At 38.9% G+C, this 26,883-nt stretch carries 28 protein-coding genes; 7 read left to right on the top strand and 21 right to left on the bottom strand.

Annotation, left to right across the window (positions count from 1 at the left end; translation table 11 throughout):
- Positions 1-35 precede the first annotated feature (35 nt).
- The 4 genes from solA to MKY06_RS07725 all read right to left on the bottom strand — a co-directional run bounded on the left by solA (position 36) and on the right by MKY06_RS07725 (position 5,221).
- Positions 36-1,196 carry an N-methyl-L-tryptophan oxidase gene (gene solA / locus MKY06_RS07740; protein ID WP_053487048.1) on the bottom strand — a complete coding sequence of 387 codons (1,161 nt, stop codon included), beginning with the start codon at positions 1,194-1,196 and terminating at the stop codon, positions 36-38.
- A 30-nt stretch (positions 1,197-1,226) separates the two neighbouring features.
- Positions 1,227-3,650 (bottom strand): GcvT family protein, encoded by a 2,424-nt coding sequence (locus MKY06_RS07735; protein ID WP_213019858.1) that lies wholly within the window; start codon positions 3,648-3,650, stop codon positions 1,227-1,229.
- A 362-nt stretch (positions 3,651-4,012) separates the two neighbouring features.
- On the bottom strand, positions 4,013-4,654 hold the full coding sequence (gene hxlA / locus MKY06_RS07730) for a 3-hexulose-6-phosphate synthase (protein ID WP_013056245.1): 642 nt from the start codon (positions 4,652-4,654) through the stop codon (positions 4,013-4,015).
- A gap of 201 nt (positions 4,655-4,855) precedes the next feature.
- Positions 4,856-5,221 carry a winged helix-turn-helix transcriptional regulator gene (locus tag MKY06_RS07725; RefSeq protein WP_013056244.1) on the bottom strand — a complete coding sequence of 122 codons (366 nt, stop codon included), beginning with the start codon at positions 5,219-5,221 and terminating at the stop codon, positions 4,856-4,858.
- 164 nt (positions 5,222-5,385) lie between these two features.
- Between MKY06_RS07725 and zwf the strand changes: the two genes are divergently transcribed.
- Positions 5,386-6,900, top strand: coding sequence for a glucose-6-phosphate dehydrogenase (gene zwf / locus MKY06_RS07720; RefSeq protein ID WP_078081641.1), 1,515 nt, complete (start codon positions 5,386-5,388; stop codon positions 6,898-6,900).
- A gap of 152 nt (positions 6,901-7,052) precedes the next feature.
- Here zwf and MKY06_RS07715 read toward each other — a convergent pair whose 3' ends face one another.
- From MKY06_RS07715 to MKY06_RS07690, 6 genes are all read right to left on the bottom strand, one after another.
- Positions 7,053-7,301 (bottom strand): hypothetical protein, encoded by a 249-nt coding sequence (locus MKY06_RS07715; protein WP_013056242.1) that lies wholly within the window; start codon positions 7,299-7,301, stop codon positions 7,053-7,055.
- A gap of 38 nt (positions 7,302-7,339) precedes the next feature.
- Positions 7,340-7,825, bottom strand: a complete 486-nt coding sequence (locus MKY06_RS07710) for a PaaI family thioesterase (protein ID WP_013056241.1) — start codon at positions 7,823-7,825, stop codon at positions 7,340-7,342.
- A gap of 139 nt (positions 7,826-7,964) precedes the next feature.
- Positions 7,965-8,807, bottom strand: coding sequence for an aldo/keto reductase (locus tag MKY06_RS07705; protein ID WP_029324189.1), 843 nt, complete (start codon positions 8,805-8,807; stop codon positions 7,965-7,967).
- A 117-nt stretch (positions 8,808-8,924) separates the two neighbouring features.
- Positions 8,925-10,169 carry a Bcr/CflA family efflux MFS transporter gene (locus tag MKY06_RS07700; protein WP_064471497.1) on the bottom strand — a complete coding sequence of 415 codons (1,245 nt, stop codon included), beginning with the start codon at positions 10,167-10,169 and terminating at the stop codon, positions 8,925-8,927.
- 206 nt (positions 10,170-10,375) lie between these two features.
- Positions 10,376-11,563: a methionine gamma-lyase gene (megL, locus tag MKY06_RS07695; protein ID WP_013056238.1), complete on the bottom strand. Its 1,188-nt coding sequence runs from the start codon at positions 11,561-11,563 to the stop codon at positions 10,376-10,378.
- 154 nt (positions 11,564-11,717) lie between these two features.
- Positions 11,718-12,767, bottom strand: coding sequence for an NAD(P)/FAD-dependent oxidoreductase (locus MKY06_RS07690; protein ID WP_029324186.1), 1,050 nt, complete (start codon positions 12,765-12,767; stop codon positions 11,718-11,720).
- Positions 12,768-12,955: 188 nt separating this feature from the next.
- Between MKY06_RS07690 and MKY06_RS07685 the strand changes: the two genes are divergently transcribed.
- The 4 genes from MKY06_RS07685 (at position 12,956) to MKY06_RS07670 (ending at position 16,767) form a co-directional block, all read left to right on the top strand.
- Positions 12,956-13,750 (top strand): ABC transporter ATP-binding protein, encoded by a 795-nt coding sequence (locus MKY06_RS07685; protein ID WP_013056236.1) that lies wholly within the window; start codon positions 12,956-12,958, stop codon positions 13,748-13,750.
- Positions 13,751-14,671: an iron-hydroxamate ABC transporter substrate-binding protein gene (locus tag MKY06_RS07680; RefSeq protein WP_029324185.1), complete on the top strand. Its 921-nt coding sequence runs from the start codon at positions 13,751-13,753 to the stop codon at positions 14,669-14,671.
- Between the two features lie 81 nt (positions 14,672-14,752).
- Positions 14,753-15,763, top strand: coding sequence for a FecCD family ABC transporter permease (locus MKY06_RS07675; RefSeq protein ID WP_029324184.1), 1,011 nt, complete (start codon positions 14,753-14,755; stop codon positions 15,761-15,763).
- Positions 15,760-16,767, top strand: coding sequence for a FecCD family ABC transporter permease (locus MKY06_RS07670; protein WP_013056233.1), 1,008 nt, complete (start codon positions 15,760-15,762; stop codon positions 16,765-16,767). The genes MKY06_RS07675 and MKY06_RS07670 overlap by 4 nt, the downstream gene beginning before the upstream one ends.
- A 112-nt stretch (positions 16,768-16,879) precedes the next feature.
- Here MKY06_RS07670 and MKY06_RS07665 read toward each other — a convergent pair whose 3' ends face one another.
- Complete coding sequence (locus MKY06_RS07665; RefSeq protein ID WP_013056232.1) at positions 16,880-17,047, bottom strand: YfhD family protein; 168 nt, start codon at positions 17,045-17,047, stop codon at positions 16,880-16,882.
- A gap of 128 nt (positions 17,048-17,175) precedes the next feature.
- On the opposite strand from MKY06_RS07665, the gene ytzI reads away from it, so the two are divergent.
- Positions 17,176-17,310: a YtzI protein gene (ytzI, locus tag MKY06_RS07660; protein ID WP_081252125.1), complete on the top strand. Its 135-nt coding sequence runs from the start codon at positions 17,176-17,178 to the stop codon at positions 17,308-17,310.
- A gap of 31 nt (positions 17,311-17,341) precedes the next feature.
- Here the strand turns inward: ytzI and MKY06_RS07655 are convergent, their stop codons facing one another.
- From MKY06_RS07655 to MKY06_RS07640, 4 genes are all read right to left on the bottom strand, one after another.
- Positions 17,342-17,539 carry a helix-turn-helix domain-containing protein gene (locus tag MKY06_RS07655; protein WP_013056230.1) on the bottom strand — a complete coding sequence of 66 codons (198 nt, stop codon included), beginning with the start codon at positions 17,537-17,539 and terminating at the stop codon, positions 17,342-17,344.
- 45 nt (positions 17,540-17,584) lie between these two features.
- Positions 17,585-18,013 (bottom strand): MarR family winged helix-turn-helix transcriptional regulator, encoded by a 429-nt coding sequence (locus MKY06_RS07650; RefSeq protein WP_029324183.1) that lies wholly within the window; start codon positions 18,011-18,013, stop codon positions 17,585-17,587.
- A gap of 62 nt (positions 18,014-18,075) precedes the next feature.
- On the bottom strand, positions 18,076-19,701 hold the full coding sequence (locus MKY06_RS07645; protein ID WP_013056228.1) for a DHA2 family efflux MFS transporter permease subunit: 1,626 nt from the start codon (positions 19,699-19,701) through the stop codon (positions 18,076-18,078).
- A 33-nt stretch (positions 19,702-19,734) separates the two neighbouring features.
- A complete protein-coding gene (locus MKY06_RS07640) occupies positions 19,735-20,373 on the bottom strand; it encodes an HlyD family efflux transporter periplasmic adaptor subunit (protein ID WP_078081638.1) in 639 nt (212 codons plus the stop codon).
- Positions 20,374-20,653: 280 nt separating this feature from the next.
- Between MKY06_RS07640 and MKY06_RS07635 the strand changes: the two genes are divergently transcribed.
- Positions 20,654-21,115, top strand: a complete 462-nt coding sequence (locus MKY06_RS07635; RefSeq protein ID WP_013056226.1) for a MarR family winged helix-turn-helix transcriptional regulator — start codon at positions 20,654-20,656, stop codon at positions 21,113-21,115.
- Between the two features lie 49 nt (positions 21,116-21,164).
- On the opposite strand, the gene MKY06_RS07630 is transcribed toward MKY06_RS07635, so the two are convergent.
- The 6 genes from MKY06_RS07630 to MKY06_RS07605 all read right to left on the bottom strand — a co-directional run bounded on the left by MKY06_RS07630 (position 21,165) and on the right by MKY06_RS07605 (position 26,868).
- Positions 21,165-21,968 (bottom strand): endonuclease I family protein, encoded by an 804-nt coding sequence (locus MKY06_RS07630; RefSeq protein WP_013056225.1) that lies wholly within the window; start codon positions 21,966-21,968, stop codon positions 21,165-21,167.
- On the bottom strand, positions 21,965-22,924 hold the full coding sequence (locus tag MKY06_RS07625; protein ID WP_029324181.1) for a S8 family peptidase: 960 nt from the start codon (positions 22,922-22,924) through the stop codon (positions 21,965-21,967). Before MKY06_RS07625 ends, MKY06_RS07630 begins: the two co-directional genes overlap by 4 nt.
- A gap of 200 nt (positions 22,925-23,124) precedes the next feature.
- Positions 23,125-23,865: a DsbA family oxidoreductase gene (locus tag MKY06_RS07620; protein ID WP_013056223.1), complete on the bottom strand. Its 741-nt coding sequence runs from the start codon at positions 23,863-23,865 to the stop codon at positions 23,125-23,127.
- A gap of 143 nt (positions 23,866-24,008) precedes the next feature.
- Positions 24,009-25,265 carry an alkaline phosphatase gene (locus tag MKY06_RS07615; RefSeq protein WP_098526649.1) on the bottom strand — a complete coding sequence of 419 codons (1,257 nt, stop codon included), beginning with the start codon at positions 25,263-25,265 and terminating at the stop codon, positions 24,009-24,011.
- 140 nt (positions 25,266-25,405) lie between these two features.
- Positions 25,406-26,386, bottom strand: a complete 981-nt coding sequence (locus tag MKY06_RS07610; RefSeq protein WP_013056221.1) for a DUF3231 family protein — start codon at positions 26,384-26,386, stop codon at positions 25,406-25,408.
- A 254-nt stretch (positions 26,387-26,640) separates the two neighbouring features.
- Positions 26,641-26,868: an HAD family phosphatase gene (locus tag MKY06_RS07605; RefSeq protein WP_013056220.1), complete on the bottom strand. Its 228-nt coding sequence runs from the start codon at positions 26,866-26,868 to the stop codon at positions 26,641-26,643.
- Positions 26,869-26,883 lie beyond the last annotated feature (15 nt).

The following is a 26,883-nucleotide window of genomic DNA, read 5'->3' as shown; positions in this document are numbered from 1 at the left end:
TTTAAATAGAACCATTCGCAAGAGCTGACGACGATTTATACTATTTTATTCGCCGCAAATCGCTGCGGAGTAAACAAATCAATTGGGTGATTAGTTTTTCCCTCTATCACTAAATCTGCTAAAATCTCTCCTACTACGCTTGCAAACTTAAAACCATGTCCAGAAAATCCCGCTGCAATCGCTACTTGAGGATATTCAGGATGCAGTGAAATGACAAAGTGTTCATCTGGTGTATTGGTATACATGCACGTTTTCCCTTGTAAAAATCGACCGTTAAGCTGCGGAATACCTTGAGCTAAATAGTGCCGCATCATGTTCACTTCGTCTTCATATATATTTCGATCAATCGTTTCCGGCGTACACGCTGTTCCTTTTCGGAAAAACGCCACTTTTGCTCCTTCAGCCTTTAATCCAAAAGAAGGGAAACCATACAACTGTACATAATCATCTGCTTCCCAAATATAAATCGGCTGTTTTCCCACTGAAAAAACATCTATTCCTTGTGTTGGTTCAAAAAACATTTGCACATGACGCTCTACTTGTAAGCTAACACCTAAATCCCGTAATAAATCGGGTGCCCAAGCGCCTGCAGAAATAATGATTTTTCCAGCTTCGTATATTCCATTAGCTGTTACAACGCGCACGCCTTCACCAGAAGGATGAGCTTCCCACGACACCACTTCCTTAAAAAAATGAAGCTCAGCTCCGTACTTTTCTGCTTGAAGAAGGTGAGTATATACGCTCGCTTCCGGCCTAACGAATCCAGCTCTTTCTTCATATAGAGCAACCGTAGCAGGTGAAGGTGTAAACGCCGGAAACCGTTTGTAAATATCCTTTGCTTCTAGAATCTCATACGCAAGATTCCACTGTTTAGAGCTTTCGATGCTTCCAGAAACCGTCAAGCTATCAGGAGGTCCCATCATAAGTCCACCGGTAACCGTAAGAATTTCTTGACCGCTTTCTCTTTCAATTTCATTCCATAATTCGTAGGCGCGAAGCAATAATGGAACGTAAGCAGGGTCTTCAAAATACGACTGTCGAATGATTCTAGAACCGCCGTGACTCGATCCTAGGTCATGAGCGGGACCGTATTGTTCTAACCCCAATACCCGCTGACCTTTTTTGGCGAGCTGATAAGCAGCCGTACTCCCCATAGCTCCTAATCCGATAATAATGACATCATAATGTGTTGACATCTGCATTCCTCCTGTCTTTCGATTGATCAATTAAACTACCGCTGGGGAGTGTGTCATCATTTTTGCTTTATAACGCTGACCAAAGTATTCAACTTCTAAAACCATTTCTTCATGTACAGCTTGAGATAATAAAGTGTATACAATTCCTTTTCCTAAGCTGTATGAATAGCCGGCACTTGTAACAAATCCGAGGGCTGTTTCCCCATAAAAGACCGGTTCATATCCCATTACTATCGCTGAAGGATCATCTAATATGAGCGTCGCTAATACTGTTTCAGAATCTTTTCGCTGACGATCAAGCAATGCCTCTTTCCCAATAAAAACTGGTTTTGTTAAATCAACCATTTCATGAAGGTTAACTTCATATGGATGATGCTCGCTCCAAAAGTCTTTCCCGCTTTTTAACGAAAAAGATTCAATTCGAAGGTTTTCAAGAGCTCGGTCTCCCGCGGCAATCAGCTGATAAGGCTGTCCTTGTTCAATTAATAAATCCCATAAATTCAGGCCTTGATCAGAAGTCGTAATCAACTCCCAGCTCTCCATTCCCCCGTAGGAATCACGCAGAGCAAGAACTGAACTATTTTCAATAAACAGGGTTTTCGCTTGCCCTTGAAGCCAAGTGCTGCTAAGGTCTGAGCGTTGAACCACGGACTTCATTACTCCTGTAGCTTTAGGACCAATTAATGCTATACTGCATGTCCCTGACGTTACATCTTGAAAAACAACTTGACCGTCTTGAGGCACGTGTTTTTGAATCCAGCTTGCTTCTACAGCTCCCGTACAAACAATCAAGAAAGTGGATATATTTTTGCGAATAACCGTTATTTGATCTTTTATGCCGCCTCGCTCATGCAACATACACGTACGTATGCTTTGACCTACTGTAATGTCTATATTTCCTGTCGTTAGCTTCTGTAAAAACTGGAGAGCTCCTTCCCCTTTAATCTCCAACCTTTTCTTTGCTGCCGTTGTATCGTAAATCGCTGCGTACTGACGAGTATGCAACTGTTCAGCTTCGATAATTGGTGACCAATATTCAGCGGACCACCCCTTTCTTATTACCATCTTCTTTTCATATGTGGATATAAGCGGATAGTTAGCTTCATACCACTGCGGCTGCTCCCACCCTGCTTTTTCGTTAAAATACGCTTTTAGTTCTTGCTGACGCATATAAAATGGACTTACGCGCATGTTTCGCGATACTTTTCGCTGCATAAATGGATGATGAATGCTATAAACCTCTTCATACTCTTCAATAGACCGCTGTTTGTAATAAACAGGGCTGCATGCATACGTATCGAAACGATTAATATCGCATAGCTCCAAATCCACAGTCGGAGCACCATTCATCACCCATTCGGCCATTTGCCTAGCGACACCCGCAGAGTGCGTTACCCATATGGCTTCCGCTACCCAAAATCCCCCTACTGCTTGTGATTCGCCAAGCAGCGGCATCCCATCAGGTGTGAATGAAAAAATGCCATTCATTCCTTTTTTTATTCCTGCTTGTTTTAATGCCGGAATTAATTCCATTGCATCTTCCCACGGTTTTTCAAAATCTTTTGGTGTAAAGGGTTTAACAGAAGGCATTTCTTTTGTTTCTCCGTATTTTGTAATGTCACTGAGTTCGACTGGAAACGGCTCATGCTGATATGATCCAATCCCAAGCCCTTTCTCTACCTGACGAAAATAAATTGCATTATCCTGATCTCGAATAAGAGGAGTCGCGGTTTCTTCCGTTTCTCCGTTTAATTCAAGTAAATCATTTGTAAACACATATTGATGAGCCATCGGCTGAAGAGGAATCGTTACACCGACCATTTCTCCGATGCGAGGTCCCCAAAATCCGGCACAGCACACGATTACATCTGCTTCAAATTTTCCAGCGCTCGTGTACACTGCTTTTACTTGACCATTTGTCACTTCGATATTCGTCACTTCTGTATGACCGTAAAATTCTACTCCGCACTCTTTAGAAAAACGAGTCATTTTATCAACGGCATGCAAAGGTTTGGCAATACCGTCTGACGGAACATAGAGACCTCCGCAAATACGCTCAGGACAAATCAGCGAATTTTTTTCCGCGCATTCCTGCGGTGAAAGAAGAAAAGCTTCGATTCCCCATGAGCTGGCAACACCAGCCTTTCTCTTTAGGTCTTCTAATCGCTCGGATGTACGGGCAACTTCTAAACTGCCGACCGGGTAAAAAGAGCGCTGTTCATCTGTACTCAACTCTTTAAAGGTCTCGACCGTTTGAGAAGCTAGTGTTGTCAGGATTTTTGAAAAGCTAAGCTGAAATACAAGCCCCGGAGCGTGAGAAGTAGATCCTCCCGTTTCAAACAAAGGGCCTTGCTCAATCACTGTTATGTTTCTTTGCCCCATTTTACTTAAATAGTAGGCAATGCTGCACCCGACAATTCCAGCTCCTATGACTACTATCCTCTTATGTTCCATCACTTCATATCTCCCTCCTTTTTTGGTTTAAAGATGTTAAATATTGTCGATAGTTAATTATATTTTTAATATTCATAATTTTCAAAGTATTTTGTCAAAAAGTGTGACATAGATTTTTTTGCACTTTCTTCCGCTAATGTTCGGATAACGCTTTCTTAACTTTAAAATCCCAGAAAAACCGCCGTCTTTTTCTTTTGAATAACGAATTTTAAAGAAACTATCTATCTGTCAAAATGACTCTTATCAATGAATGGTTATACTAAAAATGACGGAAAGAAGATAGCTAAAATAACTTAGCTATCTTCTTTTTAAACCATTTACCGATTAATTAATTTTGAAGGCCTAAATACTTTTGCTTATTTTTAGACCAAAGTTGCTTGTTTGACTACTTTTTTCATTTCTTCTGCAACGTTTCTTTTGTCTTTTTCACTTGTAATCCCCCCGCCTACAATCACAAGATCAGGCTGTGACTGCACAACTTCAGGAAGTGTATTCAGTTTAATGCCTCCTGCCACCGCTGTTTTTGCATTTTTCACAACTCGTTTAATCGTTTGAAGCTGCTCGAACGGGGTTTCTCCTTCAGCTTGAAGATCATACCCTGTGTGTACACAAATATAGTCAACACCGAGTGCATCGACTTCTTTTGCACGTTGTTCAAGGTTTTTTACATTAATCATATCAACAAGAATTTGTGTTCCTTGTTTTTTGGCCTCTTCTACAGCGCCTTTTATAGTCGAATCATCAGTAGCGCCAAGAATGGTAATAATACTAGCACCCGCTTCAGAAGCTTTCATTACTTCATAAGCACCTGCATCCATAATTTTCAAATCAGCTAATACCTTTAAAGACGGAAAGGCTTCCTTGATTTCTTTGACTGCTTTTAGCCCTTCGTTAATCACAACTGGAGTTCCAATTTCTACAATATCGATATACTCTTGAACCTCCTGCACTACTTCTTTTGCCTCTGAAATATTTACAAGATCCAATGCTAATTGAAGTTCCATACCTACTTCACTCCTTCATTAAATGGGGTTGTCTAGCATGAATTCATTGTAAAACCGTTACTTTCAAAAAAAAAGTAGGCACTTTTAAAACATATAGTCACTAAAAATATACTATGGACGCTTCAATGCAGCGTATCATTCGTATTTATGTTAGAAAATTCTGAATAATAAGTGTAATTTTATCCTTTTCAACAAAAGATTTTAACCCATATGGCTGGAATTATTCATTTCAGGCTCTATAACGGTTTCCATATAATTTTTTCCCCACTCATCCATGCTCTCAAGGATGGGCATCAAGCTTCTCCCGTGTTCAGTCAAGGAATATTCAACTTTTGGAGGGACAACCGGATAGACTTTTCGGTGAACGATTTGATCTTCTTCTAATTCTCGCAGCTGACTTACTAACATTCGCTGAGTAATTCCCGGCATCATGGACTTTAACTCCCCAAATCGTTTCGTCCCTTCTTTTCCTAGGTGCCACATAATCAACATTTTCCACTTGCCTCCAATAATCGTTAACGTTAATTCCTTTTCACAGTTAAACGTTTTGCTAAAAAGTCTGCTCAATCCTTTTTCCTCCCTTTTTATGCGTAATAGTATAGTTTTAGACACTATATGAAAATAAAGTGTCTACTTATAAAGGAAAATTGTACCTGCTATACTGTAATCTGTAAAGGTGGTAAAAGACTATATTCACTGCAATAGACCGTTAAAATAAAGGAGGAGATCAATTGGGCAGTGTAGCTCGTTCACGTGATAATTGTCTCAAGTCTCATTCACCACAAGCGTTAGAAGTGGATTCCATGACCTTTATCTTATTTGGAGCAACAGGAGATTTAGCTAAAAGAAAAATTTTTCCTGCGTTATATAATTTATTTTTAGATAAAAAGCTGCCTTCTTCCTTTTCTATTGTTGGTACGGGTAGAAGCAACTGGTCTGATGATGCCTTTCAAATATATGTAGAAGAATCAGTAAAGACTTTTTCAAGGCGCTTTAGCCAAGGTGAATCCAAGATAAAAGAATTTCTTAAGACAGTTCGCTATCATAAAATGGATGTTACCAATAGTGATGGATATGACCAGTTGCTGCATGCTATTCAAGAAGGCGAAGCAGAATTAAATATTCCTGAAAATCGTCTTTTCTATTTATCAGTGGCTCCTGAATTTGTAGACGTTATTGCTTCAAATATAAATAGCGGCGGATTGGGATCTACAAAAGGCTGGAAACGCCTTATTATCGAAAAGCCTTTCGGACACGATTTACAATCTGCTCAAGTGTTAAATCAAAAGCTTACTGAAACGTTCAATGAAGAAGAGATTTATCGTATCGACCACTATCTGGGAAAACCAATGATTCAAAATTTGGAGGCTCTAGCATCTGCAAACCCTATTTTACAAGCACTATGGAATCATCACTACGTTGCAAATGTCCAAATTACAGCTAGTGAAACAGTTGGTGTAGAAGAAAGAGCGCATTACTATGATCAGTCCGGTGCAATTAGGGATATGTTCCAAAACCATATGCTTCAAATGCTTATGATGACTGCCATGCAGCTGCCAAAGACACTTAACATCGCAAAGACTCGCCAACAAAAGATAAAAATTATGAAAAGCCTTCGCCCTCTACAAAAAGAGTTTATCCATTCTAACGTCATAAGAGGTCAATACGAAGCGGGAAAAATCCAAAATCGTTCCGTTATAGGATATAAAGATGAGCCCGACATCAATGCTGCTTCCGTTAATGACACATTTATAGCAGTCCGGGTATGGATTGATCATGAGCTTTGGAAAGGAGTTCCTTTCTATCTTCGCACAGGAAAAAGAATGAGTAAAAAATGCACGCGTATCGTCATTGAATTTAAACATCCTTTAAAGGATGTTTATACAGACGAAGAAGTTATTCCCAACCTTTTGGTTGTCGAAATCAGCCCAAATGAAGGTATATCACTGCAATTAAACAGCAAAAACCCTTTGAATGACAATAAAATCGAACCGATTTTTATCAATTTCTCAACAAATCAAAAAGAAGTACCCGAAGCTTATGAACTGCTGTTATTTGATGCTTTACAGGGAGACTCCACATTTTTTGCTCATTGGGAAGAAGTTGAATTATCTTGGAAATGGGTGCAACCTATTTTAGAAGTTTTTAATGATGAACGCTTTCCTCTTCATTTTTATCCTGCGGGTACGATGGGACCAGCAGCTTCAAATCATTTGTTAGAAGACGACGGGTTTAAGTGGTGGTGATTACTTTTAATCTCGTTAAAAAGAGGCTGGGGTAAAAGTATTTTATTTGAAGAAAGATCCGAACGATGAAGCGAGATTCTTGATGGAGAATCCAACTCGTTCGGATTTTTTCATTGTGGTCGTAAGCGTAGGTTTACTGTATGTAGTTGCTTCTAGTTGTTCGTCTCTTCTTTATTTAATATCAGCCATTTGATTTTTCGATCTCGCTCTTTTCTTTCTTGTTCATCAACCAAATCATATTTCTTCAGCAAATGAAACATCTCGTTTAATGTTGTTTGCGAAGGATTTCGTACGAGAAACTCATGAAATAACGAGCGAATATCTTCTGGCAGCCATTGTGACTGCGAGTTAAACTTCTGCTGTACATCTTCTACCGAGTGGTCTAAATTACATTTACCCATACCTTTTCCTCCCTTTTTATGTAACTGTTTTGCATTTTTTAGTCTTCTTTGCGTTTAAACGTACTTGGCATAACAACTGCCACAACTTCTCCGGTCGCAACAATGATGTCACTCGCGTATACTTCTGTTTTAACTCTCCATTTCTTCGGGTGAATTTCTTCAACCGTTCCTATCGCTTTTAGTACTTCACCCTGTGGCGTTGGTTTTTTAAAATCTACGTGGAGAGAACCGGTAACAAACCGCGGCGGCTCTGCTGAATCTCCTATTTCGTAGCCATTTTTACGGTATAGAGCAAGAGATGCAGAGCCTGTTCCATGGCAATCAATCAGTGATGCAAGAAGTCCGCCATAAACAAATCCTGGTATAGCTGTATGTTCAGCCTTAGGTGTATAAAGGGTAATAGTTTTTTCTCCTAGCCATCCTGTGCGAAAATGATAGCCGTCCTGGTTTAATCGGCCGCAGCCGTAACACCATGCAAAATCATCCGGATATTCGTCTTGAATCGCTTTTACTACTTCTTCCATGGTTCACCACTCCTTTTTTCGGAATATTTTAACACATTTTCTCCTACAATCGTTAGAACTAAACGGACTATTTTCACTCTTAAATAATGAAAAATCATAGAATAAAAGCCTCACTTAAAAAATAAGTGAGGCCTTATAGTTAAAATTCTTCATAAGCAGCGGGGTCTTGATTATTAAGTCTTCCATCCTCGCGGTTCAATTCTGAAATCATATTCATCTCAGTTTCATCTAAAGAAAATGAAAAAATAGATATGTTTTCAAGCTGCCGCTTGCGAGATGACGATTTTGGAATTGAAATCGCCCCTAGCTGATAATGCCATCGCAAAATCACTTGTGAAACTGTCTTATTATGACGGTCGGCAATTTGTTTAATTGCTTCATTTTCTAAAACAGCACTTGCTCGCCCTAGTGGACTCCAAGATTCAATTTGAATGTTTTTCTCCTGATACCAATTTCGATATTGATGTTGATTAAAAAAAGGATGCAGTTCTATTTGATTGATACTTGGTAAAATGCCGGTCTCTTTTTCCAAGCGCTCAACATGCTCGGGAAGAAAATTGCAAACACCAATTGAACGAATCAAGCCCCAGCGCTTCGCATCAATCAATGCTTGCCAAGCTTCTACATAATGATCTTGTTTAGGATTAGGCCAATGAATAAGATACAAATCATAATAGTCTAAATTCGCGCGATATAAAGATTCTTGGATGGTAGGAATTGCTTTGTCATACGTATGGTATCGCCCTGGGAGTTTAGACGTAACGAATAGTTCTTGTCTAGAAACCGGCGTTCTTCGAAGAGCTTGGCCCACGGTGCCTTCATTTTCGTAATTATAAGCCGTATCAATTAGACGATACCCTACATCAATCGCACTCGTTATAGCGTTGACTCCTTCATTTCCGTTAAGTTTGTATGTACCAAAGCCTATAGCAGGCAAGGTTACCCCGTCATTAAGGGTTATTTCAGGAACTACTTTACTCATTATTATCCACTCCTTTCGATCATGCCCTAAGGTTAGCATATATTATCCAATACTTGAATAAATTTGCATCACTCATTTTCACAAAGGAGTGATGCTTTCAAACAATCAAAAAAGTGATTACGGAGAAACTTCCGTTTTAAACTCGTTAACGTCGCACTTTTCTGTTTCTTTCTTGTTTTTAGTTAACGTAAAGAAAGCTACAAAACCCAAAAGCGCCGTACTAAATAAAATAGCAGCCATCGGAATCGCTGTGGTTTCGTTAATACCCACTAAAGGAGAAACAATTGATCCTAAAGTTAGTGGAAGCATGCCTAACACGGCACTCGCACTTCCTGCTCTATGTCCTTGATTTTTCATTGCCAATGTCACCGAGCCTGTGATCGTCATTCCTATAGAGATCATGTAAATAAAAATGGGAATAACAATCGTAGCCAGCGGCCCTTTAAGCATGGTCATGATAAGAAGTACGCTAGTAGCACTTACAGCCGTAATCACGGCAATGCGAAGCAGGCTTCTTTCATGAAGAATTCCGCTAAAGCGCCCAATAATAAAGCTTCCAGTCACAATGGCCAAGCCGTTAATCCCAAACAAAATGCTAAAAACTTGCGGAGAAACATGGTAGATCCCTTGATAGACAAATGGAGTGCCTGATACATAAGCAAAGCTTCCTCCGTGGACCAGTCCGACAATTAAGGCATAACCAATAAAAGAACGGTCTTGTAATAAACTGCCCATTGTGCGAACGGAATGACCAATTGAACTTGGCGTTCTATTTTCAATTGGCAAAGTTTCTTTTAAACGCATTGAGATTGTTAAAACAATTAAAAGACCTATTAAACTTAAAAACAAGAAAATAGTATGCCAACTTGCAAAAGGAAGAAGTAAAATAGCACCTCCGGCCATTGGTGCTATCATTGGTGCAAAGGCATTGATAACCATTAACAGAGCAAAAAACTTCGTAAGCTCTCTTCCACTAAAAACGTCTCTGACAATGGCTCGAGAAAGAACAACTCCTGCCGAAGCCGTAAACCCCTGCAAAAAGCGTGCGATAACTAAAGCCGTGATAGTAGGAGCCAGCGCACAGAGCAATGACGATAGCATAAATAAAGAGATGGAAATGAGTAAAGGTCCTTTTCTTCCCTTCGCATCACTGATTGGACCAATCACGATTTGACCAACGGCAAGGCCTAGTAAACACGATGTTAAACTAAGCTGAACAAGTGAAGCTCGCGCATCTAAATGATCAGCAATAGCAGGAAAACTTGGCAAATACATATCGATATTAAGCGGACCTAATATCGCAAGCGTGCTGAGAAGAAACGCCAATCCTAGACGTTTTTTCCCAGTTGGATTATGAAGCATAATAGCAGAGCACCTTCCTTACCTAAATATTGTATTTTCACAGATAACCTTTAGTCTATTGAAAGGCATCTCTTCTGTCTAGGACATTTGTCTAAAGATGTAGGTAAAGTTCCACTCGCAAAAAAGGATGTATGAGTGATGACATACGGTTGATATTCAAAAAACAACGCTTGAAATATCCTTAAGATACTTCAAGCGTTGTTTTTTTATATACTATCTAATGCCTGCTGTAAATCTCTCATAATATCTTCCCATGCTTCCAGTCCAACTGATAAGCGAAGGAGTTCGTTTGAGATTCCCATTTCTTTTCGAGCTTCTTCCGGCACAACTGCATGCGTCATCGAGGCAGGATGCTGAATAAGTGTTTCAGCATCTCCAAGACTCACCGCAATGGAAATGAGCTTAAGCTGATTAACCACTTTTACGGTTTCTTCATAACCTCCTTTCACTTCAAAGGAGAGAAGCCCCCCTCCTTTTTTCATTTGCTTTTGCATGAGAGAATAAGCAGTGCTCTTTTTATCACCTGGATAATAAACGGCTTTCACCTTGGGATGGAGACTTAATTGTTTTGCGATATATTCAGCATTTTCACAGTGACGATCCATTCGAACGGCCAGCGTTTTTAAGCCTCGGAGTAACAGCCAAGCATCAAACGGTGAAAGAATGCCTCCGATATCTTTTTGCGTCGTTTTGCGCAGTACGGAAATAACCTCTTCGTTCCCTACTACAATTCCCGCGACAACATCTCCGTGTCCACCAATAAATTTTGTTGCGCTATGAATGACTAAGTCGCATCCAAGCTTCAGCGGCTGCTGCAAATAAGGAGTTGAAAAGGTATTGTCTACTACCACAGGAATTCCTTTTTGTTTGGCGATAGAAGTAACTAACTCTAAATCTACTAAAGTCATAGTCGGGTTAATCGGTGTTTCAATATAAATACATGCTGTATCTTTTCTGATAGCAGCAAGAATTTCTTCCTCAGTTTCCAAGTTGGAGAAAGAATGACGGATTTGATATTTTTCCTCAAGCATTTCTAAGAGACCAAACGTGCATCCATACACTCCTTTAGAACACAAAATATGATCGCCTGCTTTTGTAAGTCCAATCAATACAGCCGATACTGCAGCCATTCCCGATCCAAATGCCAAAGCGGCTTCTCCTTCTTCAAGCTGTGCCATACGCTCTTCTAAAATGGTGATCGTTGGATTAGATAATCGGGAATATACATAACCATCTTCTGCTCCGCTAAACCGGTTTGCACCTTGTTCTAGAGATGAAAATGTAAATGTAGACGTTTGATAAATAGGCGGAGCTAAACTATCAAAATGATGTTTTGATTCATACCCTGCGTGAATGGCTTTTGTTTCAAACTGATATTTCTCTTTTTCGTTCATACGACTTCCCCCTTATGCAAACAAGCGCTGTGTCATCTTTAAAAATGTAAGCGTTTTCTTTTATTATATTTCTCTTTTCTTTTTTCGTTCCCTTCCTCCTTACTTAGATAATTCTACCGTAGAGAAAGAAGCGACATGCACCCTGCATCTCGCTTTACTTCATCATTTGTTTAATTAGTGTTGAATTACGCTTTTTGAATACTTCATTGTGAGAAGAAACCATAGCTGTCTTAGCCGCAGAAGGCTGAACGAATTGTTTTGCTTTGTTTACGGCATTAGCAGCATCTTGAAAAGCACCCGTAATTAAATGGACTTTCCCTTCGTGCATGAGAATATCTCCCGCTGCATATACGCCTTCTACAGACGTTTCGCTTGCTGCATTACCTGCGATGTAATAGTCATCAATGGTTTTGATATGTAGTTTACTGTTTTTTAACAGCTCTGTATCTCTTTCATAACCGTGATTAATGATAACTTCTTCAACCGGCAAATAAGAAATCTCACCGGTTTGATGATTAGTCAGCTCAACTGTTTCAATAAATTCATGCGTCGCATCAGCCACTAATTTTGTAATAGATGTGTTAAGCAGACAGTGAGCTGAACTGTTTATTAATTGTCTCACCTGTGCTTCATGACCAGTTAGTTCACTGTTTCGATACGTAATATATACCTTTTCAGCAACGGGCTCTAGCTCATTTGCCCAATCAATGGCTGAATTACCTCCTCCGGAAACAATCACCGTTTTATTTTTAAAATGCTGCAGAGATTTAACCGTATAGTTTAAGTTTGTTACTTCAAATCGTTCTGCCCCTTCGATTTTGAGCTTTTGCGGATTTAAAATACCTCCTCCCACAGCAAGGATAATCGTTTTAGAGTAATGATGTTTCCCTGAAGAACTCGTCAGCTGGAAAATACCATCTTCTAAGCGGGAAATGGAGTCAACTTTCTCATTTAAAACAACAGTTGGAGCAAACGTCAGCCCTTGTTCAACAAGCTGTTCAATAAGCTTCGCACCAGTAATAGGAGTTTGGCCTCCGACATCCCAAATCATTTTTTCAGGATAAACGTGAAGCTTTCCGCCTAGCTTTGGCTGATATTCAATTAGCTTTGTTTTCATTTCTCTTAGTCCACTATAAAAAGTCGAGTAAAGGCCAGCCGGCCCCCCTCCTATAATTGTCACGTCAAACAGTTCGTTTTTTGTCATAAACATCCACTCCTTGCAATTAATCGTTATTGATTATCATTCTCATTTGAATATACATCTTCTTCACCGTTTTGACAATAAAAATAACTATTGACATCTGAAAACGTTCGAATTATAGTATGTAAAGTAAACGACATTGATAATCATTATCAAGTATCGTTGTATTAAACGCAAACGGAGGGGCAAATATGGTTCGCCTATATACAGAGAAATTACATATTAGTTATGGTGAACGTCTAATAGTTAAGAATTTAAGCGTTAACATTCCAGACAAAAAGATTACCACGATTATTGGTTCAAACGGATGCGGCAAATCAACGCTTTTAAAAGCCATCACCCGCATTATTTCCCATCAATCTGGCTCCGTCATTTTAGATGGCGAAAACATTTCAACGGAACATACAAAATCACTCGCTAAAAAAATGGCGATTCTCCCTCAGACACCAGAAAGTGCCAGCGGCCTAACTGTTGGAGAACTTGTATCTTATGGGCGATTTCCCTATCAAAAAGGTTTTGGGCGTCTATCGAAAGAAGACTATAAAATGATTGACTGGGCGCTTGAAGTAACCGGAACAAAAGATTACAAGTTTCGTCCCGTTGACTCTCTTTCAGGCGGTCAGCGCCAGCGAGTGTGGATTGCGATGGCTTTAGCTCAAGAAACCGATATTATATTCCTCGATGAGCCTACTACCTACTTGGATATGGCTCATCAGTTAGAAGTACTTGAACTCCTGCAAAAACTAAACAAAGAGCAAGAACGTACAGTTGTAATGGTGCTTCATGATCTAAATCAAGCCGCTCGCTTTGCGGATTATATTATCGCTTTAAAAGATGGAGAAATTGTCAAAGCCGGAAAATGTGAAGAAGTCATTACGCAGGACGTTCTAAAAAAAGTGTTTCATATCGACGCTGAAATTGGGCGGGATCCGAGAACAAATAAACCAATGTGCATCACATATAACTTATTAAGAGGAGATAACTAAATGAAAAAATTACTGCTTCCATTCATGCTTATATTCGTACTACTTATTAGTGCCTGCAGCAACGGTTCAACTGAAAGTAAAAATGATTCTAGCAAAAACAGCGAATCCAAGACGATCACATATCAATCTGAAGACGGCCCTGTAAAAGTTCCGGCTAATCCGAAACGTGTTGTTGTTTTAGGTTCCTATGCAGGTAACGTACTTTCTTTAGGTGTTAACATTGTCGGAGTGGACTCATGGTCTAAAATGAATCCCCGCTTTGAAAAGAAATTAAAAGGCGTCGAAGAAGTATCAGAGGAAAATTTAGAAAAGATCATTGAATTAAAGCCTGACTTAATTATTGGCTTATCTACTACAAAAAACATTGATAAATTGAAAAAAATTGCCCCTACTGTCACGTATACATACGATAAAGTAGATTACCTTACTCAGCATGTAGAAATTGGAAAGCTATTAAATAAAGAAAAAGAAGCACAATCATGGGTAGACGACTTTAAAAAGCGTGCGGCAAAAGCTGGTTCTGACATCAAAGCTAAAATTGGCGAAGATGCCACGGTTTCAGTTATTGAGAACTTTGACAAACAGCTTTATGTGTTTGGGAATAACTGGGGACGCGGAACGGAGATTCTTTATCAAGAAATGAAATTAAAAATGCCGCAGAAGGTAAAAAAAATGGCTTTGAAAGATGGGTACTATGCAATTTCACCGGAAGTTCTTCCTGAATATGCCGGAGATTATTTAATCTTTAGCAAAAACCAAGATGGAGATACATCATTTGAGAAAACAGATACGTACAAAAATATTCCTGCTGTAAAGAACAATCACGTATTTGAAGCAAATGCAAAAGAATTTTATTTTAATGATCCAATCACACTAGATTATCAACTAGATTTCTTTACTCAAAAATTTCTTGGTAAGTAATTCATTCAAGAGGAATTCTTTTTAGGATTCCTCTTGCTTTGTGTTACTAAATTTATTCTCACATGAAAAGATGGGTGTTTTATGAAAAAAGACAATCAGCGTTTCATTCCCTTTTTATATAAATTAATAGGTATGCTGTTCGTATTCATCACAATGTTTGTTTCTTCAATGGTTTTTGGCGCTGCTGATATATCTATAAAAGATGTGTGGTTAGCACTTTCATCAAGCACTGTAAACGAACACATCTCGATCATCCGGGATATTCGTTTACCCCGTGAAATCGCCGCTGTTTTTGTTGGCGCTGCTTTATCCGTATCAGGAGCAATTATGCAAGGTATGACAAGAAACCCTCTTGCAGATCCAGGACTCTTAGGGTTAACGTCTGGCGCAAATGCGGCTTTAGCTGTAACAATTGCCTTGATCCCTTCTATAAATTATTTGGGTATTACGATTGCTTGCTTTATAGGAGCCGGGGTTGGCGCAATCCTGGTGTTTGGAATTGCTGCTATAAAAAGAGGAGGATTTTCTCCGCTTCGAATTGTACTAGCGGGGGCTGCCGTTTCAGCATTTCTATATGCCATTGGAGAAGGCTTCGGTATTTATTTTAAGATTTCAAAAGATGTATCCATGTGGACTGCTGGCGGAATTGTAGGCACTTCTTGGGAACAGCTTCAAATCATCGTTCCTTTTATTGTCGGCGGTATATTCATTGCCCTTTTGCTTTCTCGGCAGCTTACTATTTTGAGCTTAAATGAAGAAGTCGCTGTAGGGTTAGGCCAGCAAACAACAAAAGTCAAAATCATTTTATTTGTCGTCATGATTCTTCTTGCCGGCGCTTCTGTTGCGCTAGTCGGAAACATGGTGTTTATTGGCTTGATGATTCCTCATATTGTACGAGGAATCGTAGGAACCGACTATCGTTATATCATCCCTATGTCCGCTATCACTGGCGCAGCGTTTATGCTGCTTGCTGATACATTGGCTCGAACAGTAAGTGCTCCTTATGAAACACCGATAGCAGCAGTTGTATCGATGATTGGTTTACCTTTCTTTTTAGTCATTGTTCGTAAAGGAGGAAAAGCATTCTCATGATTCACCCAGTGCTTATTAGAAAACAACGAATAATTATGATGCTGCTCACTGTTTTGATTCTTGGAACGGTTGTGATAGGAATGGCGCTCGGTGATGCACCCCTTCCTTATAATAAAGTGTTTCCTACTCTTTTTGGCAAAGGTGATTTTGCAGATGAGTTCGTCCTTTTTTCAATTCGACTTCCGCGCATTATCATCACGCTTCTAGCAGGAATGGCTCTAGCTTTATCAGGAGCTATCTTACAAGGTGTTACGCGCAATGATTTAGCGGAACCTGGGATTATAGGAATTAATTCAGGAGCAGGAGTCGCAATTGCTGTATTCTTTTTATTTGCCCCAATTGAAGCTGGTTCTTTCGTCTATGCCCTTCCGCTAGTAGGGTTCATCGGTGCCTTGTTTACAGCTAGTCTCATCTATCTTTGTGCATATAGTAAAAGCCAAGGACTGCAGCCTGTAAAGCTTATCTTAACAGGCGTAGGTTTTTCGATGGCTCTTTCTGGAATGATGGTGGTGATTATGTCATCAGCTGATCGCGCTAAAGTTGATTTTATTGCTAAATGGATTGCAGGGAACATCTGGGGGACAGACTGGCCTTTTATATGGGCTCTTCTACCTTGGCTTCTTGTCTTGATTCCTTTTATATTGTACAAAGCAAACTCATTAAACATTTTTAATTTAAATGAAGCTGCAGCTATTGGAGTCGGCATTTCTATGGAGAAAGAACGTATAACATTGCTTTTAGCCGCGGTTGCATTAGCGGCAGCGGCAGTTTCAGTGACGGGCGGCGTTGCTTTTATTGGACTTCTTGCTCCTCATATTGCTAAAGGCTTAGTGGGACCGAGAAATCAGCTTTTTATTCCCGTCGCTATTTTACTTGGCGGTTGGCTTTTGCTGATTGCAGACACAATAGGACATAATATTGCCGATCCTAACGGTGTACCAGCAGGAATTGTCGCCGCCGTAATCGGTGCTCCTTATTTTGTTTATTTGCTTTTGAAAAAATAACAAACGAGGCTGAGAGATAACAACATTAATCCAATCTAAAAACGAACAACTAATCAAAATGTTTGATTAGTTGTTCGTTTTTCACTTGGGCCAAAATACTTTTATCCCAGCCTCAGTTATTATTTTTTTGTCTTTCATCTGCAGCGTTCGCTCTAGCCTGTGCTTCTAAATCGGCTTGGTCTGCTAATTCACGAGAAAACTCTTCGTCTACTCCATCTGCTTTAGATGCAGGATAATCCGCTACCTTTTTTAATTGTTTTTTCAACTCTTTTTCATTCATTATAAACACTCCTTTATTCTAGACTGTTATTAGTATGCGTTTGTCATTTCTGCACTATGTGGGGAAAGAAGGAATTTTACTAATAAGACCGAAAGCATACATAACGAGAAAAAGAAAGGATGCTTTAGATGATTGTCATTATTACGCTCTCTATTATCATTGTATTTGTTATTTTACTGCTATGCGTAATTACTACTTCGAAAGCTTATGATTACAAACATACCGTAGATCCTCTTACAAAAAACCAAGACGAAAAAAAGTAGGTGCGCTCGTTTCACACACCTACTTTTTGTATTAGCTCTGCAGTGTTTTTAAATCATGATCATTCAATTGAAATGCTTGTTTAATTTTGTCCTCCAAGTTTTTTGTTACTCTTCGCTTACCCACTTCAACCAGTGCAATTAAAGAAAAACTGCAGTTCACCGCTTGAGCAAAGCTGCGCTGATTCATATTGTAGTTTTTCCGAATGTTTTTTACCATCTCTTTATCCATTTACACTCACTCCGCTTAACTCAATATACTTTTGTCTATTCAAGTTCAAGTCACATGTTCATCTAACTGCCGACAGAGCGTAAGAAAGTGCTGCTGTTCTTCTTCTTTATAGCATGCAAACAGTTTTTCAACTTCTTGCTGCATGTCTTTCTCAGCAGCTCGAATGACTTGTTTCCCCTTGTTTGTAAGTTCAATCATAACTTTACGCCGATCATCTTTTGAATGGTAGCGCTCCACAAGATTCAGTTCATACAAACGTGTAATCGATGCTGTGATAACGCTTGGACTCGCCTTCATTTCGTCTGCCACTTTGGTAACAGGTATTGTATGTGATCGTTCAACAATCAGTAAAATATGATATTGAAAAGGGGTAATTCCGTAATGCTGTAAAAGACTTTTTACATTTGTCATTACTTTTTTGTTTAAAGATATTGAAATTTTTTGAATTTCTTCACCAAATATCATTGGATCCATCCACCTCACCGCCCCTTTCTCTCTAACATGTCTTATGATGAACGTTAGATTTCTATAGCTCCTTATGAATTTATACTTTTGGGAGCTGGAAGCATACGAATATCTTCCTCTTGAGCTTCTGATTTCTTTTCTTCGACTACTTTATCTTTACGTACGTCACGAAGGAAGAAGCTTAAAATCAAACCGATAACAGAAATCGCTGTTGCCCAGTAGAAGGCATCGTTAATACCTTGAATCGTACCTTGCTGCGTCATTTTTCCAGATAAAATCGTGAGCGCTTGCTGCTGAGCTTGATCTTGTGATAAATGCAAAGTAGCGGCCACTTTTTGGACGAATAAATGAAAGCTATTCATAAAGAATGGATCTGACGTATTCATGGAACTGCTGATTTCATTTACATGATACGTTGTACGGTTCGTAAAAATCGTCGTCATCAAACTAATACCAATTGAACCACTTACTTGACGAAGCGTATTAGACATTGATGTTCCGTGACTGCTTAGTCGCTGCGGAAGCTGATTTAAACCGGCTGTCATAATCGGCATCATTAAAAGTGACATACCAAACGAACGGATAATATAAATCCCTAAAATATGATTAAACGGTGTATCCATCGTCAGCTTCGTAAATTCAAACGTTGAAATAGATGTAATGAGCATACCAACGATTGCTAGCGGACGAGGTCCCACTTTATCAAACAATGTACCTGAAATTGGCGACATAACCAGCATAACAAGTGCTCCAGGAAGTAACAGGAGTCCTGAATCAAAAGCAGAATAGCCGCGGATGTTTTGCAAGTAAATTGGAAGTAAGAACATACCTGCGTACATACTGATTGTAATTGCAATACTAATAATATTCGATAATGAAAAGATATTATATTTAAATACCCGCATATCCAACAGCGGCTTTTCAGATTTAATTTGCTGAAGGACAAATATAATTAACAGCACTGCCCCGCCAATGATTGTAGAAAGAACAACTGGATCCGTCCAGCCGTCATTTCCAGCTTCACTGAATCCATAAAGCAATAACCCCATACCTGCAAGTGATGTCACAACAGAAGGCATGTGTACTTTTACATCTTTTGGAGGCTGAATATCTTTTAATTGAAAGAAAGCAATAATCAGTACAATGGCACCTAATGGCACCATGCCGTTAAAAAGGATGTGCCAATCATAGTTTTGAATAACCCATCCAGATAAAGTTGGACCAATAGCCGGTGCGAACATCATGGCCAATCCAAAAATCCCCATCCCTTTTCCTCGCATGTGAGGAGGGAAAATAAACACAATAATAGTCATGACAAGAGGCGATAAGACACCTCCGCCAATAGCTTGAATTAAACGGCCCGTAAGCATAATGGGAAACGTAGGTGCAATTCCGCAAATCAATGATCCTACTGTAAAACAAAACATTGCAAATAAGAACAAGCGACGTACACCAAATCGTTCAATTAAAAAAGCTGAAAGCGGAATTAACGCCCCGTTCACAAGCATATATCCAGTTAACAGCCACTGAGCTGTATTTGCCGTTACGCCAAACTCAGTAATCAAATGCGGGATGGCTACGTTTAGTAACGTTTGGTTTAATATTGCAAGAAACAAACCAAGCATTAAAACAATTAATAGCGGAATATGCTTTTTGATGGATCCATCACTTGTGTTTTCTATACTGGCTGTCATCATATTTCCTCCCTTCTTGAACTGTTGTAGTAAGAATTAGTCTTTCGAAATTTTCACTTCGGCGTTCATACCTGGCAGAACATGCTCTGAATAATTAGAAATAGAAATTTTCACAGGAACCGTTTGAGACACTTTTGTGTAGTTTCCATCTGAGCTTGAGTTGGATGTTAAAGATGAAAGTGAATTGGTTGCATATCCAATTTCTTCGACTTTACCGTCGATTTTTGCACTGCTGTCTCCGTCTACCGTTACATCTACATCGTCGCCTTCTTTAATATCCTTAAGCTGATCTTCTTTAATATTTGCTACGATAAATAGGTCTTTCATATCTACTTCCGTTGCAATTTGCTGTCCAGCTTGAACCATTTGATTTTCTTTTACGTTTGTTTGAATAATTTTTCCATCTGCTGGTACTGTAGCAGCTACAGACCCTTTTTCAGCTTGAATTTTAGCAATTTCAGCATCTTTTGATACATCATTTCCTTCTTCTACTGTCCAGCTTGCTACTTTACCTGCTGCAGGTGCAACTACATTGTATACATCTCCGAATACTTTAGCGTTATCCGTTGTAATATAGTTCGATTTTTGAACGTAATAATATCCTCCTCCAATTAATAAAGCTAAAATAACGATGATTCCAATAAAATTTGTTACCATTAAGCGACTTCTAGACATTCATTACTCCTCCTTAATACTTCAATAATAAAATTACTTTTTTTATATAGCTTTTTCATAAAGATATTATCCCCATCTATTATGAGATATGTTTCTTTATAATCATCTATTTGGTTAACCACCTAAATAACTTTATCATAAAGATATTTTTTCGTAAAGATATTAATTTAAAAATAATAATGGTGGTTAAAGATAATCATTGCCATCCTTTACAATTGTTTCATTTTATTTTAGAGTTAGTTTATATATGTCGGTAGTGTACAAGGAGATGGAAGCTAGCATGGCTAACAATTTAGAGTCAAAAATTGAACACCTTTATCAAATTAACACATCTTTTTTTCAATATATGCGACATTTAGTCGAAGAAACATTAAAAACACAGCCTTATCACTTAACCCCCACTAAATTTTATATCTTAAACTACATTGCCAGCGGCACAAAGTATATGGTAGCAGATATTTCAAATAAACTTCACTTAACCTCGGGCGCTACAACTAGCTTATTAAATCAATTGGAAGAAGAATCTCTCATTAAGCGCGTGCGAGACGAAAAAGACCGGAGAGTCGTGTGGGTTTCATTGACCGATGAATCAAAGAAACTTGTTTCAATAATTACAGAGAAGCGAAATGGATTTTTAAAAGATATGCTGTCAGCTCTAACTGTAGAAGAACAGGAAGAATATTTTCGCTTATTAAATAAAATGGATGCCCTCTTAAGCGATAAATATGGATTTTCATATTAGGATACCTAAAAGAGCCCCGTTTCGAATAGAAACGGAGCTCTTTGTTATTTTAGAAAGCAGAATTTATTAGTGCAGCTGCTTTGTCAGGAAAATCGATAAAAGGATTTCGGTTGCCTTGCAACTCAAAGATTGCTGCATTGCGATGTTTTTCATAAAGTGAAACAGTAAATTCTTCATGCCATTTTAGTAAAAGAGGAAGATCTACTCGCGAAGAGTCAATTTTATTATGATAGCGAATTAAAAAATAAAGAGTTGATCGAGCCACAATTCCTTTTCCATATTCGGGTTCAAACTTACCTTTTTCTGCTTTGCCACATCCTTCTTTCACATCTGATTGCTTTACTTCCGGCGTATAATCCGGGAAGTCAATATAAGAAGAATTACCTCTTCGACTGTTACAAGAAGGTTCACACGCAAATAAATGATGCAAATCGCCTCTCATAGGCTCTTGTTTCCCAAACCAAGATTGCGGGACAACGTGCTCACAGTTTAGCAGTATATCATTGCTTGAAAGAGAGGAGTTACTAAGCGACTGAAGTTGATCAATATCTTGCTGTATAGTTTCTAACGGATCCATCCCTTTCCCTGAGTATAGACTTTTCAGCTCCCCATTCTCCTGTAGATCCACCCATGGATATACATATTTATGCGGCGAATAACTTAGCAAATGCTGATGCGTTTCCTTTAACAAAGTTTGCATGGCTTCTCTTTCAAAGAGCGTATCTTGATAATAAAGATTTTTATTTTCTTCATCTGTCTTTTCATCATAATAACTTCGATTGTTTGCGTATTCGTGATAAAGAGCTTTTGCCTGCTGCTTTTCCATCATTAACATATCTAAACTGCTTCTCATCCGATCACCTCTGAAGTCATTTGACGTTGAATTTCACGCAACAGCTTTTCAACAACGGTCAAGTGCACAAATCCGTTTCCTACTTCTCTTGGTGATTCATTTAATGGAAGGGTTCTTCTGATTAACTGTGCATAAAGCTCTGGTTCTGTAAGTTCTCTTCCAAACATTTCATTTGAAAGAACTTTTATCAATCCTAAGGCCCCTGCTACGTGAGGTGTTGCCATAGAGGTTCCGCTCAGTGCAGCATACTTTCCATTCAAGTAAGTTGATACGATCTTCTCTCCCGGAGCCACTACATCTACTTCGTTGTTTGAGTTGGAAAACAACGAAGATCGTTTCTCTAAATCAACAGCTCCTACGCTAATCACTTCATTATATGACCCTGGGTACGCAAACTCATCTGTGGAGCCTTCTCCATCTCCTTCATTTCCCGCTGCGCAGACAACTAAAATATTCTGATCAACAGCATCTTGAATCGCTTCATGTAGCTCAGGCACATCCGACGGACCTCCAAGCGACATCGAAATGATATCTGCTTTTTGCTCGATGGCGTAGTTAATACCTTGAATAATCCACTCGTATTGACCTGAACCATTTCCATCAAGTACTTTTAGGATAAGTAAGCCCACTTCAGGAGCCACTCCTACAACACCCGTTCCATTATGCGCTGCTGCAATTGTGCCTGCTACGTGAGTGCCGTGACCATTATAATCTTGAAAAATATCTGGATTTTGTTGATCATCTTGTGTAAAGTTTTTTCCTCCAATAATTCGCTCCTGCAAATCTGGATGTGTAACATCACAGCCAGTATCCAAAACCGCTATGGTTATTCCCCGTCCCTTTGTTTGCTTCCATACTTGCTCTGCTCCAATTAGAGCGACTCCTTCTGGGACTTCATTAAATTGATTCAATTGTTCAACTACTTGAAATGGGATAATGCGCACTTTGCTCTTCATTCAGATTCCCCCTGCAGGATTAAATGGAAGCTGGTTCATGGTGGGATCACTTTTAATCGCTTATTTTTGGAGCTTACTCATCGAGGTTTGTTACTTCTAAACTTATTATAACACAAAAATAGAACGCATGTTTGTATTTTTGTAAATTTTTTGGCAAATAAATAAAAAGCAGAAGCGAAATTTCCGCCTCTGCTTTTTATTTATTGTTGGTTTTTAGAGGAATCAGGAACGGCACATTGACCATCTGCACAAAAGGCATCATCTGCGCCTTCTGGAGAAAGGCTCTTCAAAGCGGGAGTCGGATTTTCTTCTTCCCATACTTGTTGGAGAGCTCCTACAAATGTTTCGATTGGCTGTGCACCTGAAATCGCATATTTTTGATTAACAACAAAATATGGAACACCGCTAATACCATATTGCTGAGCCGTTGCTTCATCACTGCGCACTTCATTTGCGTATGCGTTTTTATCCGCGAGAATTTGACGTGCTTCTTCTCGGTCAAGACCTGCATCTTCTGCAACAGCAACCAGCGTCTCTTTTTCACCTAGATGTTTTGATTCAGTAAAGTATGCATATAAGAGTTTTTCTGTAATGGCTGCTTCTTTTCCTTGAGCTTTTGCAAATTTAGCTAAGCGGTGAGCATCAAATGTATTAGTTGGCTTCATATCGTCAAAATTAAAGGATAAGCCCACACTAGCTGCCTGCTGTCCGATTCCTTCATTTGCTTGCTTCGCTTGTTCAATCGTCATTCCATATTTAGCAGCAAGAGCTTCATTAATCGTTTTGCCAGTATCAACTGGGGCGTTTGGATCCAGCTCGAAGCTTTTAAATTCAACCTGCACATCATCTTTGTGTGCAAATTGCTGAAGCGCTTGCTCTAATCGGCGCTTTCCAATATAACAAAAAGGACAGACAAAATCTGACCATACTTCTATTTTCATCGTGACACCTCTTCAATTCAAGATAATTCTTATCGTAGCATACCTTTGAAGAAACTCCATCATAACTTGCTCACACAAAGCAAAAAACACGGTGTTGATTTACATACTAAGTGTATTAAATCAACACCGTGTTTTTAGCTCACTTATTTTAAATTCATTGCTTTTAGAAGAGCATCATGTAAATACGTATTTTCGTATACTCCAGTAAATCTTTCTGAGCCGGCTCCCATTGCATTTAAAGGAACGTCTGATGACGTATGCTCTTCAGTTGTCCAATCCGCAACGAACTGCTCTTTTGAATGAGCGATTGCAAATGGCCCATCTTCTTTTGATGCTTCATCTCCACCGTTATCTTTATTGTCTACTTTTTCAAGTGCTAAACCTCCGGTTGCATGGTCAGCTGTTACTAATACGAGAGTGTCTGGGTGTGTTTTAGCATAAGCTTTAGCCATCTTCACCGTATCATCAAGCTGCTTACCTGCTTTAATCATGAGTTCAGCATTATTATTATGAGCCATTTCATCAATGGCTTCCTCTTCTACTACAAGAAAGAACCCTTTTTTATTTTGTGATAGCGTATTGATTGCTTTTTTTGTCATGTCTTTTAGAGATACTTGAGGGTTGTACACATCACCTTGGCCTTCAGGAGCTTGTTGAAACATTTCTTCATTAGCAAACAGACCAAGCAATTTTGTTCCTTTAGCATATTTTAATTCATTTTCGTTATTAACGTACGTATACCCAAGTTTTTGTGCTTTGTTTACTAAGTTTCCTTGCGTTCCTTTGCTTCCTTCAGTTTTATCTTCTGGCGGGGCATCTGGATGTGCACCTTCATTTCCTTTTGTGTACCAATAATCTTCTCCGCCACCTAGAATCACATCTACTTTACTGTTTTCAAGATACTGCTTCGCGATGTCACTTTGAGCACTTCGATCTTTAACATGTGCGCCAAAAGCAGCTGGAGTTGCGTCTGTTACTTGACTTGTTGTCACAAGCCCCGTCGTTTTCCCAGCTAATTTTGCTTTTTCTAAAACTGTTTGAACAGGCTTTCCTTTCATATTTACGCCAATAGCGCCATTATAACTTTTAACTCCTGAAGCCATGGCTGTAGCAGCTGCAGCAGAATCCGTAACAAATGAATTTCCTGAAGATGTATGGACTCTCCCTACTGCCGACATATCATCCATTGCTAACTTTCCATTTGCTCCTACGGCGGCCAGTCGGATCGCATCACGATGATCGGTACCCATACCGTCTCCAACAAAAAGAATAACATTTTTAGCTTTTTGGTTATTTACGCCTTTAGCTGCTTTAGCATCTGTTGGTGAATTTGTTCCAAATGCTAGCGCTGCTACAGTTACCGCTGATAATACTGCCGCTCCAATTGCACGTTTTTTCATTGTTTACACCCTTTACTGTTTATTATTGACATAACTTAACTGTACACGCAGTCTGTTAAATCAACTTGAATAAAAGGTTAAAGGTGTGTAAAAATATATAAACTTCCATTTACAATGCATGAAAGAGGCTTTCCTTTTAGCTAATCAATACTTGGCGGAACTTCAAGCCAGCCTTTTTTAATCATAATTTCTGTTGCTTCGCTTGCATATTGAAACGCATCTTCTCCTATCAGCATCATTTTAGCCACAATATCTCTTCGAAAACTAAATGCTGCTCCAAACGCCTGACTTCCGATACTGAAGTTACTTAGTAAAATATCGCATGTCAGCATCAAACGATCCGAAAAAGCAGGCGTTTCAGAAGTCGTTATGCTTCCTGTTGAGGCAACAGAAGGTGAAATATCGTCTTGTATAATTATTTCTTCAAGTCGTGTAATAATTTTTTTACTGAGCTCTTTTCCTTTCAAAAAATGCTTTTTCACTTCGGTATCTGTCGCCGTTTGAGAAAAAGCCTTCATTAACTTCATCCCGACAATGTTTGTTTCGACTCCATGATAAATCTGCGCTAGCTCCATCGTATTTAATACTCTTTTGTCCGCAAATACATTTAAGCCGCTCAGATATTTTCTATCCGAAACAAACTCAACGGTAGTTGGCATTGGAATATAGGGTGGGCGTGATAAAATTCCTTTTCTCAATAAGTACTGCGTACAGGAATCGTAGCACTCTTGCGTAATTTTTGTTAAATCTTGATAAAGTTTCACCACATCTTCTCTGTAGGCCTTGCCTAAACTTAATGTATACATCCCCATACTAATTTCTTTGATGACACGAAGAAACATAATATCAAATCCGTTAGTAAATAGTTTTGGAGCCTGTACATTTACGTCTTGAGATGAAAGCCCCGTTGGCACTACCGCTCCTTCTTTTTCAAATATTGTTTTTATTTTCCGTATGTATATAATAAGCTGCTCACGCAAGTCCGTCATAATTGTTTTAGCATCTTCATCATCCGCATGTTCAATCATATAATCTAACAAGCAAATAATTAACGTTTTCTGCTGATATGTCATCCACAGCGTCCCAATTTCGCTTGAGGTAATACTAGGTTTGTCAGGCACTGTTACTTCCCTCCGCTTCTTCAGATTTGTTGAGTACGTCTGCTTCTTTGAAAAGAGAGCATACTCATTGTACATTTACTTATCATTATGCTATCCAACATTCTTTTTTTTTATTTAAATCTCTAACAAACAGCTTTTCAGGCAACAAAAAACAGCTCCGATTACAGAGCTGTTTTTACGTTTAATTTGTATAGTTAAGATTCTAATTAATATGAAAAGGCTCGTTTTTTATTAAATCGTTGCTACAATAAAAGTTAATTGACCAGAGAGTTTGTATTCTCCAAATTGGGTGGGGACAGTGAAAATTGCTCTTTTAATATTGTCCATTTTCTTTTAGCTGTTCCTCCAATGAAATTGAGCTGTGTATCCTCATCTACTTCTATTCCCAGCTTTTTAAAGATGTCTTTATTACGGATGCGGTATACAGGTTCACTGTCGACAATTACGCCATCCATATCAAAAATAAAAGCTAATTGATTCATCTTTACCCCTTCTTT

Origin of the sequence: Priestia sp. FSL P4-0332 (assembly GCF_038005845.1) — a bacterium.
GTDB lineage: Bacteria > Bacillota > Bacilli > Bacillales > Bacillaceae_H > Priestia.
This window is presented reverse-complemented; position numbering and strand designations above follow the sequence as displayed.